At 60.0% G+C, this 15,652-nt stretch carries 16 protein-coding genes; 10 read left to right on the forward strand and 6 right to left on the reverse strand.

From position 1 onward, the window contains the following. Nucleotides 1-3: 3 nt before the first annotated feature. The 3 genes from ACYQ1A_RS05400 to ACYQ1A_RS05410 form a co-directional block, all read right to left on the reverse strand. The gene (locus tag ACYQ1A_RS05400; protein ID WP_499360840.1) at nt 4-2,040 is read right to left on the reverse strand and encodes an FUSC family protein; all 2,037 of its coding nucleotides are present in this window, start codon (nt 2,038-2,040) and stop codon (nt 4-6) included. A gap of 33 nt (nt 2,041-2,073) precedes the next feature. Next, a complete protein-coding gene (locus tag ACYQ1A_RS05405; protein ID WP_499360842.1) occupies nt 2,074-2,523 on the reverse strand; it encodes a MarR family winged helix-turn-helix transcriptional regulator in 450 nt (149 codons plus the stop codon). A gap of 229 nt (nt 2,524-2,752) precedes the next feature. Further along, a complete protein-coding gene (locus ACYQ1A_RS05410; protein WP_499360844.1) occupies nt 2,753-3,412 on the reverse strand; it encodes a pyridoxamine 5'-phosphate oxidase family protein in 660 nt (219 codons plus the stop codon). A 94-nt stretch (nt 3,413-3,506) separates the two neighbouring features. Here ACYQ1A_RS05410 and pdxR point away from each other — a divergent pair, with 94 nt between their 5' ends. Both pdxR and ACYQ1A_RS05420 read left to right on the forward strand, forming a co-directional pair. Beyond that, nucleotides 3,507-4,955: a MocR-like pyridoxine biosynthesis transcription factor PdxR gene (gene pdxR, locus ACYQ1A_RS05415; RefSeq protein ID WP_499360846.1), complete on the forward strand. Its 1,449-nt coding sequence runs from the start codon at nt 3,507-3,509 to the stop codon at nt 4,953-4,955. 108 nt (nt 4,956-5,063) lie between these two features. Continuing rightward, nucleotides 5,064-5,753: an HAD-IA family hydrolase gene (locus ACYQ1A_RS05420; protein WP_499360847.1), complete on the forward strand. Its 690-nt coding sequence runs from the start codon at nt 5,064-5,066 to the stop codon at nt 5,751-5,753. A gap of 11 nt (nt 5,754-5,764) precedes the next feature. Here ACYQ1A_RS05420 and ACYQ1A_RS05425 read toward each other — a convergent pair whose 3' ends face one another. Then, nucleotides 5,765-7,648, reverse strand: a complete 1,884-nt coding sequence (locus tag ACYQ1A_RS05425; RefSeq protein ID WP_499361086.1) for a B12-binding domain-containing radical SAM protein — start codon at nt 7,646-7,648, stop codon at nt 5,765-5,767. Nucleotides 7,649-8,015: 367 nt separating this feature from the next. Here ACYQ1A_RS05425 and ACYQ1A_RS05430 point away from each other — a divergent pair, with 367 nt between their 5' ends. The 6 genes from ACYQ1A_RS05430 (at nt 8,016) to ACYQ1A_RS05455 (ending at nt 12,835) form a co-directional block, all read left to right on the forward strand. After that, nucleotides 8,016-8,342, forward strand: coding sequence for a hypothetical protein (locus tag ACYQ1A_RS05430; RefSeq protein ID WP_499360849.1), 327 nt, complete (start codon nt 8,016-8,018; stop codon nt 8,340-8,342). Nucleotides 8,343-8,649: 307 nt separating this feature from the next. Beyond that, complete coding sequence (locus ACYQ1A_RS05435; RefSeq protein WP_499360851.1) at nt 8,650-8,964, forward strand: hypothetical protein; 315 nt, start codon at nt 8,650-8,652, stop codon at nt 8,962-8,964. Between the two features lie 148 nt (nt 8,965-9,112). After that, a complete protein-coding gene (locus ACYQ1A_RS05440) occupies nt 9,113-9,994 on the forward strand; it encodes a hypothetical protein (protein WP_499360852.1) in 882 nt (293 codons plus the stop codon). Nucleotides 9,995-10,332: 338 nt separating this feature from the next. Beyond that, entirely contained in the window at nt 10,333-11,562 is a 1,230-nt protein-coding gene (locus ACYQ1A_RS05445) for a hypothetical protein (protein WP_499360854.1), read from the forward strand. 102 nt (nt 11,563-11,664) lie between these two features. Further along, entirely contained in the window at nt 11,665-12,078 is a 414-nt protein-coding gene (locus ACYQ1A_RS05450; RefSeq protein WP_062225411.1) for a GNAT family N-acetyltransferase, read from the forward strand. A gap of 34 nt (nt 12,079-12,112) precedes the next feature. Then, on the forward strand, nt 12,113-12,835 hold the full coding sequence (locus ACYQ1A_RS05455; protein WP_499360856.1) for a glutamine amidotransferase: 723 nt from the start codon (nt 12,113-12,115) through the stop codon (nt 12,833-12,835). Between the two features lie 23 nt (nt 12,836-12,858). Here the strand turns inward: ACYQ1A_RS05455 and ACYQ1A_RS05460 are convergent, their stop codons facing one another. Continuing rightward, nucleotides 12,859-13,644: an anti-sigma factor family protein gene (locus ACYQ1A_RS05460; protein ID WP_499360858.1), complete on the reverse strand. Its 786-nt coding sequence runs from the start codon at nt 13,642-13,644 to the stop codon at nt 12,859-12,861. After that, complete coding sequence (locus tag ACYQ1A_RS05465; RefSeq protein ID WP_499360860.1) at nt 13,641-14,174, reverse strand: sigma-70 family RNA polymerase sigma factor; 534 nt, start codon at nt 14,172-14,174, stop codon at nt 13,641-13,643. The genes ACYQ1A_RS05460 and ACYQ1A_RS05465 overlap by 4 nt, the downstream gene beginning before the upstream one ends. Nucleotides 14,175-14,298: 124 nt before the next feature. Here ACYQ1A_RS05465 and ACYQ1A_RS05470 point away from each other — a divergent pair, with 124 nt between their 5' ends. Continuing rightward, nucleotides 14,299-15,183 carry a metallophosphoesterase family protein gene (locus tag ACYQ1A_RS05470; protein ID WP_499360861.1) on the forward strand — a complete coding sequence of 295 codons (885 nt, stop codon included), beginning with the start codon at nt 14,299-14,301 and terminating at the stop codon, nt 15,181-15,183. Between the two features lie 2 nt (nt 15,184-15,185). Continuing rightward, complete coding sequence (locus tag ACYQ1A_RS05475) at nt 15,186-15,548, forward strand: cupredoxin domain-containing protein (RefSeq protein WP_499360863.1); 363 nt, start codon at nt 15,186-15,188, stop codon at nt 15,546-15,548. Nucleotides 15,549-15,652 lie beyond the last annotated feature (104 nt).

Here is a 15,652-nt window from a genome sequence, read left to right on the forward strand (position 1 = left end):
CGCTCAGCCCTCCTGCGGGGCAACGACGGCGGCGACAGGGCCGGCCGTGCCCGGAAATAAAGATGTTCTGATTTCAACCAGCGCGTTCTGCGCTTCCAGCGCTGCGGCGCTATCAATATGGCGCGCGCTTTCGATGGCGACATCGATCTGCCCGCGCAACTGATCCGACGCCACCGCGGTTTGTTCCAGCTTGAGCGCGCGCTCGTAATGTGCGGCCACGCCACACAACACATCATGGATGGCGTCTTGCGCCGGGCCTTGCAGGCGGTGCTCGTCGCGCTGCAAATCCAGCGTGCTGAAGCCGACGCGCAATTCACGAAAGCCATCGCTAAAGCTGTCGTCGCCGCTGGCGGCCAGCCGCGGCATTAACTGACCGAGGCGGTCGAGCATGCGCGCGGTCAGATGGCGATAGTCGTCTTCGTGATCACCCGCCGCGTTGCGCGCCAGATCGCGCCAGCTCGACTTGATCAGCCGGCGCTTGGCCAGTTCGACGCCAAACGGCCGCGTCACCAGCGTCCAGATCAGGGCAAACAAGATGCCCGCCAGGCCAGCCAGGTTGCCGTTAAAGAACGAAGTGAAATTGGCGTCGTACACGCCTTGCACGCCGAGGAAGGTGGCGGTGTTTACGCCCAGCAACATGCCGATCAGGTTGTAACGCGGTTGCGTGACCAGCAGGCCGATCAGCAAGAAGGGCGGGGCCAGCAGCACCGCCAGCGTTTCGAATTCATGCGACAGCGGCAGCACGGCAAACAGCCACATGGCCGAGATCACGATACTGACCACGGTCCAGCGGAAGAACATCTGCAGCAAGGGTGCCGGCTCGTCCAGCGCGGCAAAGAAACAGCAGGCCACCGCGCCCAGCGTGACGGCCGAAGCGCCGTCGGCCCAACCCAGTTCGCGCCACAGCACGCAGGCAATAAAGGTAAACAAAGAGGCCGAGCCGGACGAGAACCACAGCATGCCGTAATCGTAATGCCGCGCCTTGCTGGTCAAATCCCAGCGCGCATAAATCGGCTGCCACTGGCTGTCACGCTCACCCAGGCGGATTTGCGCCTGCAATTGCATACAGTCTTGCCACAGGGCAATCAACGACAACATGCGGGCGCGAGAATTGGTGGCCAGCAAGGCAATCCAGTGCGGCACTTCGGGGCCGGGCTGAAAGGCCTGCACCTGCTGCCGCAACAGTTGCGCCTGCACGGCCATATCGGCGGCATACGGTTGTTTGATCCAGCTGGCAATCTGCTGCAGCAAGCTCTGCAAAGTAGCGGGGATGGCGTGATGCTGGCGGCGGATTTCGCCGAGCGAACCCATCAGCGAGGACAATACCGGCAGCAACATCCCCATGCGTGCGCGCAGCTCACGCGTCAGGCCCACTTGTTCGCGGTTTTCGGCGTCATAGGCCATCTGCGTAATAAACAGATCGAGCGCCAGAATGTCGCTGGCCAGCTTGTGCCGATGATGCGCCGGCTTGTTGGCATCGGTGGGCACCAGCACTTCAGAAGCCCAATCAGCCGCATCGCTCATCCACGCCTGCAAGCGGCCGTTCAGGGCCTGCGATACCCGCGTGGGCAGCACGATTGCCGCCACCAGGCTGGCGCAAATGATGCCGAGGATGATCTCTTCGCTACGCGCCACCGCGATATCAAACACGCCTTGCGGATTGTTGACGGCGGGCAGGGCAATCAGTGGCAGGGAGTACGCCGCCAGCATGAATACATAAGAACGCGGCGTGCGGTCGAGCATGGACAGATACAGCAAGGTGCCGGTCCATAACGCGACCACCGCTGACAGGATCAAAGGCGCGTCGATCAGCGTCGGCACAAACCAGACGGCGGCGCTGGCGCCCAGCAAGGTACCCAGGGTGCGGTACAAGGCTTTGGAACGCGTGGCCCCGCTCAGCGGGTGCGACACCACGTACACGGCGGACATCGCCCAGTACGGTCGCGGCAGGCCCAACGCCAGGGCGATATATAAAGCGAGCATGGCTGCGGCAAAGGTCTTGCCGGAAAACAGCCAGTCTCGCCAACTGAATGCACTCATGGTGGAATTTCGCTTGGCTGCTGTTTAGTGTTGTTATTGCGGAGCGGCTTGCGCTGCGGCCTCTACGGCGCGAAACAAACGCAATGTGCCTTCCAGTTCTTCGGCGCTGAGATCCTTCAGCACGCTGGCTCGCAGCGAAACCAGGTCGGCTTCGATCTGCTGGCTGACGGCTTTGCCTTCCGCCGTATACCACAGCGTTTTGGCGCGACGATCTGCGGCATCTTCTTCGCGCCGGACCAGGCCCGCGCTGCATAACTGGTCGAGCAAGCGCACCAGCGATGGCCCCTCGATACCAATGTAGTCTGCCAACGCCACTTGCCGTACGCCCTCGCCCAGACGACCTATAAACAGCAAGGGCGTGGCACAAGCGGCCGAGACGTTGTACTTGTCGACAGCATGCTGCGACGCCGTCCGCCAGTGTCGGCCTGCCTGCAGCAAAGAGCTGGTGACGGCCAGACGCAAGAGATCGAGATTTTTTTCCATGGGCCCGAAATTACCATCGTAATTATTCGTTAGCAAGCTAATTATATTTTGACGGTGGCAATAATCGGTTGGACGCAATGGAAACGAGGATGAACGGATGCGGAGGGCGGCACAGCCAGCGCGGCAGCAGGGCGCTGCGATAAGGCCGTGACAAGGGCCACCTGAAAGGTGGCCCCGATGCGCTCAGGCACGATGCATGCGCGCGAGTGCCGGTGCGTGGGTGCGCTGTTTAGCCGACCAGGCGCCCGGACCAGTCGCGCACATAATCCGGCGCCTCGATGCCGCTGTGCGGGGCCGCTTGTGCGGGCTGCCCGATCAGCTGCATCGGCAACACGCCCGCCCAGACGGGTAGATCCATGTCTTCGGCATCATCTTCCGGGCCGCCGCTGCGGATCTTGACCGCGGCCTCGTCCAGCCGCAGCGCCAGCACGCTGGTGGCGGCGAGTTCTTTCTCATTGCCGGGACGGGCCTGATTTTCGCGACCCGGCAGCAAATGGCGCATAAAGCCGTCCATCAAACGGCGCTTTTCTGCGGCGTCCGCGACGCCCTCAAAGCGGCCATAGATGACCGCCGAGCGATAGTTCATCGAATGGTTAAACGCCGATTTCGCCAGTACCAGCCCATCCATCAAGGTAATCGCCACCGACACCTCCTTGCCCGCCGTCAGTTGTCGCACCAGGCGGCCGCCATTGGAGCCATGCACATACAAATGATCGCCGTCGCGCCAACAGGCGGTGGGGATGCAATGACAACTTTCGCCATCGTAGAAGGCGATATGGCAAACATAGGTGGCGTCGAGCACGGCGTAGAGGGCGTTTTGTTCATACACCGCGCGTTCGGCAATGCGGCGGATGCGGGTGCGAGGGCTAGGGGCGGTGGCAGCGGGCATTTAGAATATCCTTAAAAGCAGCGGAGAAGGGCGCAGTCTAGGATATGCTTGGCCCTCTACCTAGAGCCAAGACGCGCGCTTTTTTTGGGGCCATATGGATTTCCAGTTATTGCTGGCGCAATACCGCCAGTGCCAGCCCGAGCAATCCCGCCAGCAGCAATTACACCAATGCCTGCGCGCTGCGATTCTTGATGGCCGTTTGTTGCCGCACGGCGCCTTGCCCGCCAGTCGCTTTCTGGCGGCCGATCTGCAGATTGCGCGCAACACGGTGCTTTACGCCTATGAACAACTGGCAGCTGAAGGCCTGGTGTTTACCCAGCGCCAACGCACCCTGGTGGCGCCGGTGGCGCGGCGCGGCACGGCGCGTGTGCCCGAGGTGGCGCTGCCGCAGTTGTCCGCGCGCAGCCGCCGACTGAGCGCCCCTGCGGACGAAGTCAGCGCCGCGCACGCCTTTGCGCCGGGTGTGCCCGATATGCAGGCGTTTCCATTACGCGACTGGCGCCGCTTGCTTGATCGGGCCTGGGCCGAAGCGACGCCTGCGCAACTGGGCTATAGCCATCCGCAAGGCGATCCCGAATTACGCGAAGCGCTGGCCGAGCATTTGCGCGTCACGCGCGGCGTGCAATGTGGCGGTGAGCAGATTTTTATCACTGACGGCACCCAGCAAAGTCTGGATTTGTGCGCATTTGCCCTGGCCGATGCGGGCGAGGTGGCGTGGCTGGAAGATCCCGGCTATGCCGGGGCGCTTACCGCGTTTGAGGCGGCACAGCTCAAGGTGATCGGCCAGGCCGTGGATGCCGATGGTATCCATCCCTCGGCGCAAGACTGGCAGCAAGCGCCACGTTTGATTTACGTGACGCCGTCGCACCAGTATCCAACAGGCCATGTGCTGACGCTGCCGCGGCGGCTGGAGCTGCTGCAACAGGCGCGTGCGCACGGCGCCTGGATCCTCGAAGACGATTACGATAGCGAATTCCGCCACGACGGCCCGCCTTTGCCCGCCATGCAAGGCCTGCTGCCCGATGCCCCGGTGGTGTATCTGGGCACCTTCAGCAAAACACTGATGCCGGCATTACGTATGGGTTATGTCGTGGTGCCGCCGCCTTTGGTTGATGCCTTGCTGGCGGTGGTCAGCCGCAGCGTGCCGCGCGGTCGCCAGGTGGAGCAGCGCGCACTGGCGGCATTTATGCGCAGCGGTCTGTTTGTGCGCCATTTGCGCCGCATGCGCCGGCTGTATACCGCGCGCCGCGATGCGTTGATCAGTGCCTTGCAGCGCCATCTGCCTGATGTAGCTATCCATGGCGCCAGCACCGGCATGCATCTGACCATCACGCTGCCTGAGCCACTGAAAGACACCGCCATCCACGCACTGGCATTGCGCCACGGCCTGCTGGTCAAACCGCTTTCGCGACTGCAGCTCAGCAGCGCTGCGCCACGGCTGAATGGTTTGATCCTCGGCTACGCGCAACTGGAGGCGGGCACCATCGAAAGCGCCGTTGCGCTGCTGGCAAAGCTGATCGCAACCGTGCCCGGCGAGGGGTAAAGGCCGCCTGGCACGCCGCAGCCGCTTGCTCATGCAAACCACCTCGGGCGAGAATGGGGCGCGCTAAAACGCGTTAGCGCCTTCCAATTTCCTGAGCGTGGTTCCTGCATGAATGCGAATTCTTCTTCCGTCGCTGGCCAACTGGTCTTTGGCGAACGCAGCTTTGCTGCTTTTTTGTTCGATATGGACGGCACCATCCTCAGTTCGATTGCGGCTGCCGAGCGGGTCTGGGGGCGCTGGGCAGAAAAGCACGGGCTGGACGTGGCAGCGTTTGTGCCGACCATCCACGGCCAACGCGGTGTGGACACCATCAGCAAGCAAAATCTGCCGGGCATTGATATCAAAGAAGAAGCTGACTGGATTACGCGAGAAGAATTGATTGATCTGGACGGCATCGATGCCATCGCCGGTGTGGCTGCTTTTCTTGCGTCTTTGCCGACGCAACAATGGGCCGTGGTCACTTCCGCCCCGCGCGAGCTGGCGCTCAAACGCATCGCAGCGGCGGGTTTACCGGTGCCGCCGATGATCGTCGCGTCGGAAGATGTAGAACGCGGCAAGCCTGCACCGGATTGCTTTTTGCTGGGGGCGCGCAAGCTGGGCGTTGATCCCACGCAATGCCTGGTGTTCGAAGATGCGCCAGCGGGCATCGCCGCCGCCGAAGCCGCTGGCGCCGCGGTGATGGTGGTAACCGCGACGCATGATCACCAGATCAACACGGCGCACCCGACGCTGGCCGGCTACACGCATCTGAGTGTGCAGCAAACCGCTGACGGCCGTTTGCAAGTCTCCGCGCGTTAAGCGCCGGTTAATTACGCGCGGCGTTGCTGGTTTTGCTCCAGCGCCCGCGCGACAAAGTTGCGATTGACCCGCGCCTTGGGCACGCGCACATCAAACCAGTTGCGCACGTCCTGATCCAGCCCGATGCCATGCATATAGTTGTACAGCGCCTTGTTGAGCGCTGCGCCCATGGCATCGTGGTCTACACCGGTCGGGTCGATAAAGCCAACGTCGTTTTTGGCAAAGGACACCGGCGGTAAGGGCTCCAGCGTAATGCCGTATTCCGCCGGGTTCTGCCCCACCGGCGAATGCACCGTACAGGCAAAGCGGTGGAAAAAGCCGGATTGAATACAGCCCGCTTCAAACAGCTGGCGTACGTATTCCAGCGCGTCCACGGTGTCTTGCTCGGTTTGCGTGGGAAACCCGTACATCAGATAGGCATGCACCAGCACGCCTGCCTCGGCAAAGCCGTAAGTGACACGCGCCACCTGGTCGACCGAGACGCCTTTTTTCATCAGTTGCAGCAGGCGGTCGGAGGCGACTTCCAGCCCGCCGGAAATGGCAATACAGCCGCTGTCCGCCAGCAACTGGCACAAGTCCGGCGTAAATGATTTCTCAAACCGCACATTGCCCCACCACGAAATCGCCACGTTGCGGCGTAGCAGTTCTTGCGCCAACGCTTTCAGCACTTTGGGGGGAGCGGCTTCGTCGACAAAGTGGAAGCCGGTCTGGCCGGTCTCGGCGATGATGGCCTCGATGCGATCAACCAGCGCGCTGGCGGAAGCGGCCTCATAGCGCGAAATGTAATCCAGGCTCACATCGCAGAACGAGCACTTTTTCCAGTAACAGCCATGTGCAATGGTCAGCTTGTTCCAGCGCCCATCCGACCACATCCGATGCATCGGATTAAGCATGTCCAGCAAAGACAGATAGCGGTCTAGCGGCAGGCCATCCCAGGTGGGCGTGCCGACGTCTTCAAACGGCACATCGGGTTCGACCATATTGATATAACGCACGCCGCCACTTTCGCCGTCGCGCACAAAGGTACGCACCAGGCGCTGTTGCGAACGCTTGCCGGACAGATGTTCCAGCAGGGCCAGCAATGGCCGCTCGCCCGCATCCAGCGTCACGTAATCGAAGTAATCAAATACGCGCGGTTCGGCCAGCTCGCGTAATTCGGTGTTGACGAAGCCGCCGCCCAAACCCAGTTTGATGGCCGGGTATTGGGCCCTGATGCTCTGTGCCATACGGAAGGCCGCATACACCGCGCCGGGGAAGGGCACCGAGATCAGCACCAGATCAGGCTGATGTTTTGCAATCGACGCCAAGGTCAGTGCGTGTAGCGTGTGATCGACCAGCGTATAGGGCGCGGCCAGGGCCTGGGCCAGGGGTTCGAACGTCGGTTGGCTTTGCGCCAGCGATTCGGCGTAGCGCACAAACTCAAAGCGCGGATCAACCGCATCGCGGATCACATCGCTGATGTCATTCAGATACAGCGTAGCCAGATGCCGCGCGCGATCCTGCAAGCCCAATGCGCCAAACGCCCACGCCAGCGGATCGCCACCCTCATCATCCACATAGACATCCAGCGATTCAAAACGCGCACCCTCAGGCAAGAAGTTGCGGCTACAGATGCGATGACCCACGGTGGAATCGCGGCCCTGCAAAAACGCGATGGTGGGCGCGATGGTGCGCAGATATTGATCGAACTGGTCGTAGAACGCGTTGACCGGATAAGTGCGATTTTGCTCGGGGATGGTTTCGATCGCGGCGCGGAGCTCGCGCAGGCCTTGCACCGAAAACAGCCGCAAGACCAAGGCCAGCGCCAGATCTTCTTGCGTGGCCTGCACGCCACGCGAACGCAGAAAGCCGGTCAGATACGCCGTCGACGGGTAGGGGGTGTTGAGCTGCGTCATTGGCGGAATCAAAGCCAATACACGCGGGCTGGAAACGGCCGCCGTGGGCATGCTGCTGGATGTTGCGGAAGTACTCACGAGGGACCGGTCCTTTACTGGCGGGTGTTGTAAACAACAAGCGCCGCTTTAGCGCGGCGCGGGGCGTATTTTGCCAGAAGGCGGCTGCGGGCTGGCGACGGGCAGACAAACTACCGGCGCGGCGTGATCACTCTCAACAAAACGGCAGGGACCAGGGTTGATTCGTTTGTGATTATCAACTTTTGAGAAACACAGTCTGCATGATCGTGTAGTTTTTCTACGTAATTTTCCGGCCTACGATGAGCACCAATGTCACACGACAGCCAAATCAATGACCTGGAGAACGATCATGAACAAGTTTGCTACCACCTTTGCTTTCGCCCTTGTTGCCGCTACCGCATCGCTTTCGGCACAAGCCGCTGACCAATCTCAAAGCGTGTTTGAGCGTGCTCAGCGCGTGGAACAGCCGGCATGGCAACGTGCTGCTGCGGCCGATCAGAATTTTGCTGCACAACCTGAAGCTCAACCCGGCCGCCGCGCTTTCGCATTCCGCGCCGTGCAACCGGTAGCCGATACGCAAGCCGTGGCACCGAGCCGTATCCAACGCGCGGTGTATGCACCGCAGAACTACGCTGCCCAGATCAATACGCAACCGGGCCGCGTGCTGAGTAACTAAACGCAAGTTCGGGCCGGTTAAACACTGTATGGCAATAAACATGGTCCGGCGCCTCTTCAGGGGGCGCCGGATTTTTTTATGGGGCAATGCTGCGCCAAGGCTTTAGTGCGCATTTTCAGTGACTTGCAGGCCATGCAGCCGATTAGGCTGCCGTGCATGAAGCGCGCTGGGGCGATTTCAAGCGCTTTAATTATCAATTTTCAGGAAACAGTGTTCTAACCGATCTGTAGTTTTTCTACGTAATTTTTGCGCCTAAGATTGCCTCCAATGTCACACGACAGCCAAATTAAATAACTGGAGAACCACCATGAACAAGTTTGCTACCACTATCGCTTTTGCCCTTGTTGCTGCTACCGCCGCTGTGTCGGCCCAAGCCGCTGAACAAACCGTGTTTGACCGCGCTCAACGCGTAGAACAACCGGGCTGGCAACGTGCCGTTGCGGCCGATCAAAACTTCGCCGCTCAGCCGGAAGCCCAACCGGGTCGCCGCGCTCTGGCTTTCCGCGCTACCCAACCCGTGGCTGACACCCAGGCCGTGAGCAGCAACCGCATCGAACGTGCAGTTAACGCGCCGCAAAACTACGCTGCGCAAATCAACGCACAACCGGGTCGCGGCAACTAAGTCTGGCGCACGCCGCAATGCAGAATCCGGCTCCTTGTTTGAGGGGCCGGATTTTTTTGTGTCCTGGCTAACGCATCAGCGGCTGGGCGGCCGAGCAAAGCCTGTCTATGCTGGTCGCATAAGTCCAAACAACAGGCGGAGCACGCCCATGCAGCGACTCAGTATTCTTTGCGCCGCCCTGATCGGCTCCGCGCTGGCCTGGCCCGTACCCGGCCGGGCGGCCGATCCACTGCCGCTGGCTGTGTTCAACTTTCCGCCCATGTACTTGCTCGACGGCGCGGATGCGGCGGCAGGCAAAGGCAATGGCGATATCCTGATCAAGGCGCTGGCCGCCCAGATTCCCGAACGTCAGGTACAGGCAGTGCCGATGGCGCTGCGTCGCGTGTTTTCAGAATTGAAGGCGGGCCAGCCGGTTTGTTTTACTACTGCCGTCGAGGCGCCGGAACGGTTTAGCTATACCTATGCCACGCCAAGCTTCGTCACGCCCTCGGTGGAGGTGGTCACATTGCGCAGCAAAGCGGCCGCGCTGACCGGGCCAGATGGCAAGGTTGACCTGGCCACACTCGCAGCCAATCCCGCCCACCTGGGTTCATATACGGCTGACCGCGCCTTTGGCCTGCCTATTGATAACATCATCCGCGCACCCGCCAATGTGGCGCTCAAACTCAATGCCAGCGCCGATCCGGTGGCGCAATTGCGCATGCTGAGTGCCGGTCGCGTCGACTACGTTCTGGAATATCCGACCATGCTGGGCTACCTGGTGCAACGGCGCCAGTTGCCCGATACCATGGTGGCCCTGCCGATCCGACAGCAATCGACCTGGGTCACCGTATGGGCGCTGTGCCCGCGCACGCCGTGGGGCAAACGCGCGATTAGCGATATCGACACCGGCCTGCAACGGGTGGCGCGCAGCGGCGCTTATCAAGACATCCTGCAACGCTGGCTGCCCGCCAGCGCAAGCGGCCAGCATCCGGTCGAAATCGATCAATTTATTCAGCGCCGCGCCCGCGGCAGCATGGTTAGGCCCTGACGCCCCTTGGCATGGCGCCCGTGCATGGGTCATCACGGATCTGTAACGGCGCGGGCGGACTTGTCCGAGTGCGCGCGGGCCACATCACCGCCTTGGCGCGCGACCGCGCTGGCGCTGGCTGGTGAAGGCCCAGGCGCACGCCGCAGCACGGCGTATTTTTTCGCGCTATTTTCGCAATTGGCAGTAAAAGCTTTATCAAATCGAAATCAGCAAGAATCGCCGCACTGCTAATACCAAAAATAAAAGGTAAATATGATTATTTACCTCGTTACGCCGGTGTTCATTGGCTAGCCTGCAAGCTGTACCTGTGGCCATCGCCGCAGGATCAGCCGCAGGGCATGGTGATGAGAATCCTGGCGATTTTTTCAATGGCGTTGATTGCTTTTGTTATCGGCGGAATTCTTCTTATCCATTATTTTGCTGAAGCAGACGACCAGCCGGCGAGAGTGGCGACCCCGTCGGTAACAATGAATGGGCATTTCACCGATGCTGAGCTCCGGGCGGCACTTCCCGATTACTATGAGATATCGATTTCGGGTGCGGCGACAAAGACCAAGGCCAATTCGTCGATACTGGATCGAATCCTTGCCGCACTTGCGCTCCCGGATATGGAGCGTGATATTGCGATGCAAATATTCATGTTTGACACATCAATTCCACGTTTGCAAAAGGCATCTGCTTTGCTGCAAGCATCCAGATATGGGCAGATGGATCAGCAAGGATATGTACTCGATTTACTTTCGGCGTTGGCACCCATTGAATTGCGGCTTGAATTAATGGAGGCCTATAAAGCGGCTCAACCGGAGATTAGAGAAAGGCTCATCACTGTTCTTGAGCGGGCTTGGCTGGTCGATGCCTTCCCGGCCGCGCCGGATCTGGATACCGTTGGATCGTCCAGGATAGCGTTGTTTGGCGACAGGCTGCCGGAAATTGATCGCGCCAAACTGGAAATTGAAAATTTTCTTTCCGCAACAGTATTAACCGAACCCGATGCCGCAGTACTGCAGATGGCATTGGCGTCCGTGTTAAGGATGCTGCCGCAGGATTCGGCCTATGCAGTGCTGGATTCGGTCGAAGCCAGAAAATTGTTAAGCCCCGATATGATTGCTCAGTCCGGTTTCCGGATTGCGCTATCCAGTCTTTCCGCAGATCAGGCGCCTCACCTGCAGGCTATCCTGAATCGATCTGATTCGATTGAACTGAAACAGCAGTTGATACTTGATACGACCACGCTATTTGGTCAGGTCGACAAAGATATAGAGCAGAATGTTGCGTCGAATTTAGTTTTCCAGTTTCTTATGGAAAATGAACCGATTCCAGATCGCGTAGATCCATATTCGTCGTCTGATTTTGCAAGTTGGCTTATCGCGGTTGGCAATTTACACGCCGGAACTCAAAAAGATCGCGATGCATTTCGCGCCAATCTATCGCGGGCCCATAGGTATCAAAAAATTCGAGCAATTTTTTCCGGGCACTTTGCGTTGCGACACCTTGGTGAATTGGGCGTTTCAGCAGGGAACGGGCCAGCCATTAGTGACGGGCGTGGTCTTGCCCACATACGTTTTTGAGGCGCAACCTTTTGCTCGCTAAAATTATCCGCCACAAGTGGCTTGATCCACGCGCTGCCGGTCACGCAGACTCATAGTCCCGTCACGCAATTTCCTGATCCTATGCCCTATACCATCCTGCTCGAAACACCGTCGCCCGAAACCTATCGCGCATTGCGCCAGCAATGCGGCTTGAGTGCCAAATCGACCGTAGCCGCCGCGCGCGGTTTGCCCAACAGTTTATTTGCCGTGCAGATTCTGCATCAGGGTGCGCCGGTGGGCATGGGCCGGGTAATCGGCGATGGCGGCTGCTTTTATCAGGTGGTCGATATCTGCGTATTGCCGCAGCATCAGGGCCAGGGTCTGGGCAAGTTGATCATGGCGCAGATCATGCAATATCTGAACGACCATGCGCCCGCCAGCGCCTACGTCAGTTTGATTGCCGATGGCGAGGCGCATCGTTTATATGCGCAGTCAGGTTTTGCGCTGACCGCACCGCATTCGGTCGGCATGTGGTGGAAGCCTGCCGCTCACTGATTTACGTCACTCCTTTTACTTTTCTGGATATCTTATGCCGACCGCGCAATTGCTCACCCATATCGCTTTTGAAGACGCTGGCACGCTAGGGCCGGTGTTGGCGCAAGCAGGGTATACGCTGCAGACGCTGGATGCCTGCAGCACCGATTTCAGTGCGCTGGATCCCATGGCCGCGGATTTATTGATTGTGGCGGGCGGGCCGATCGGGGTTTATGAAGCGGCGACGTTTCCATTTCTGCAGGCGGAAATCGACTTTATCCACGCGCGTTTGCAACAGCAAAAGCCGGTGCTGGGTTTCTGCCTGGGCGCGCAGCTAATGGCGGCCGCGCTGGGGGCCAGGGTTTATCCGGGTGCTAATGGCAAAGAGATAGGCTGGGCGCCCTTATTGCCGGGCGCGGACAGCGCGCAATGCCCGGCGCTTGCCGCTTTGATCCAACCCGATTTGCCGGTGTTTCATTGGCATGGTGATACTTTTGATTTGCCGGCAGGCGCGGCGCATCTGGCGGCAAGCCATGCTTATCCGCAGCAGGCATTCAGTCTGGGGCATTACGCATTAGGCTTGCAGTTTCATCCGGAAGTAATCTCGGCATATCTGGAACGCTGGTACGTGGCTAATGCGGGTGAATTGGCCCACGCAGGGATCGATATCGCAACTTTACGTGCGGCAGGGCGGCAATATGGACCCGCCCTTGAACAAGCCGCGACAGCGTTCTGGCATGGCGTGTTGCAATGGATGCAATTGCCCTGCCGCGTCTGATGCGCCTAGGCACCCGCCACGCATTAGTGCTGTTGCAGCAAGCTGGCAAACTTCTGTAATTCCGCGCCATTCAAATCGGAAACAGCCCAGCAATTCATGCCTTCCTGCTGCCAGGCCACCATTTGATAGCCCTGTTGCAGTAACAAATGCGGCGCAGTATTGCTTGCTGTCGCGGCTGGCCAGACAAACACATTGATCACGTGCAATTGGTGGCGATAAACCAACGCAGCCACTGGTCGTTGCTGCAGATAATCCAGCCGCCCGCCCGCCAGGGGAAAACCTTGCGCTGCCAGGTCATGTACTGGCGGCGAGAAATCCAGTTTGCCGGCAAACCACGGCTTGACCGTGTGCTGATCCGTGCTAACCACATCGGACAAATGATCGGCCTGCAAGGCGCGGATGTGGCTGGCGAACACTTCTTGCGCTACCTGGGTTTGGCTATCCGGGGCATGCGGCAGCAATAGCAAAACCAGCACGCCGCCGGCTACTGCGCCGCCCAGGCTGGCCAGGCCGGGCCACATCCACCAGCGACGGCCGGACTGGCGCGGGCGGGGCGCGGCGGCCTTGGCGCTGTCGAGGTCGATCAAGGGCGGGCTGGCCAGTTGTTCGGATAACTGTCGCGCCAGGCCGGGTGGCAGGGATTGTGGGGCATCGCGTTGCACCCACGTCTGCAACGCGCGCTGGGCTGCCAGTGCCTGGCGGCATTCGGCACAACTGGCCAGATGCTCTTCGAGTACAGCGACCTCGGCGGCAGGGAGCGCCTGGTCGAGCAGAGCAGACAAACGCGCTTGCACCTGAGCGTGATTCATCGCGTTGTTCCTTGCAGAATTTGCGCCAGCCTGGCGCGGGCGCGGGCCAGCCGCGACATCACCGTGCCGGGCGCCAGGCCGGTCATGCTGGCGATTTCCTCGTAGCTACAGCCCGCCAGTTCGCGCAGCACCAGCATTTCTCGATATGCCAGCGGCAACTGGCGCATTGCGCTTTCCAGCGTGCGCCGGGCGTCGGCGCGTTCGGCCAGCAGCTCGGGGTTAAACGTCCAGTCGATGGCTTCGCTGCCTTCTTCATCCAGTAAATCCGTCGGCGGCCGGGCCGCCACGCTGTCGTAAAACGCATGGCGCACGATGGTCAGTAACCAGGCGCGCGCCTCATCCACCGTGCCATCAAAGCCGGCAAAGTAGCGCCATGCGCGCAGCCATGCCTCTTGCACCACCTCTTGCGCCTGCGCGTCATTGCGCGCCAGCCAACGCGCCAGTTGCCACGCACTGTGTAAATGCGGCAGCGCCAGCTGTTCAAAGCGGGCTTTTTGTTGGGCGGCATTAAACGGCGCGGACGGGGGCATAAAGGGCTTCATGCTGTGTAAACCGCGGCGACTGCGTTTTTATTTCAGCAGTCGAGGAATATTTTTTGCGCGGCACGGTTATCACATCAGGGCAACCGGCTCTGCTACTGCAAAGGTGATGATCATGCAAAACGCAATCAATCGGCGCTTGTTTCTACAATTGGCAGGGGCAGGCGGCGTGGTCTGGGTGACCGGCTGTGCCAGCACACCGGATAATGCGGCCAGCGCGGACTTTTATTTTGTGCAGTTATCCGATACGCATTGGGGCTTTAAAGGCGCGGCCATTAATCCCGATTCGGCCGGCACTTTTCCTAAAACCATTACCGCGGTTAACGGGCTTAATCCACCGCCTGATTTTGTGGTGTTTACCGGCGATTTAACCCATATCAGCGATGACCCCGCCGAGCGGCGCCAACGACTAAAACAATTTAAAGCCCTGGCCGCCACCCTGACTGTACCCGTGGTGCATTACATGCCGGGCGAACACGATGCCTCGCTCGACAACGGCGCGGCTTATCAGGAGTTTTTTGGCGCCACGCATTACAGCTTTGATCACAAAGGCGTGCATTTTATTGCGCTGGATAATGTCAGCGATCCGCATGCCAGCATCGGCGCCGCGCAATTGCAATGGCTGCAAGCCGATCTGGCCACGCAAGCCAAAGACGCTCGCATCATCGTATTTACCCATCGCCCGCTGTTTGATCTTTATCCCAGTTGGGATTGGGCTACCGCCGATGGCGCGCAGGCGCTGGCATTGCTGGAACCGTATGCCGACGTCACCGTGTTTTATGGCCACATCCATCAGGAACATCACCAGATGACCGGCCACATCGCGCATCACGCCGCACACGGGCTGATGTTTGCGCTGCCCGCGCCAGGCTCGCAGCCCAAACGTACGCCGGTGGCGTGGGATGCTAGCGCGCCCTACAAAGGCCTGGGATATCGCCGCGTGGCCGAAGCCAAAGGCCGCGCCGCGGCGCTGACTGAATTCCCGCTGCAAGGAGCCTGATCATGCTGTCCCGACGCCAATTGCTGACGCGTGCCGCGGGCCTGGTGCTGATCGGTTACGGCTTTAACGGCGCGTGGGCCGAAGCGCCCGCGCCCAAGGTCTACCGCATCGCCGCCCGCCGCTTTACCTATACGCCCGAGACCCTGGAAATCGCCGCCAACCAGCCCGCCATCATCGAACTGACAGTCACCGATGTTTTGATGGGCTTCGCCTTACCCAGCCTGCACCTGCGCACCGACATCATCCCCGGCCAGACCGCACGCATAAACCTGCCCGCGCTGCCAGCGGGGGAGGTGCCGTTTTTATGCGATGTGTTTTGTGGCAGTGGGCATGAGCAGATGGGGGGAAGTCTGCATGTGGTGTGATTGGGGGAGGGCGGGTGTGGTTACACCCGAGTCTCGCGTCCCGTTGGTATGAGATGTCACCGCATTGGGCCGGTGCGTTACTCGGCGCTGGGTTTTCGGCGCAC

The sequence above is a fragment of the Silvimonas sp. JCM 19000 genome (assembly GCF_054652575.1).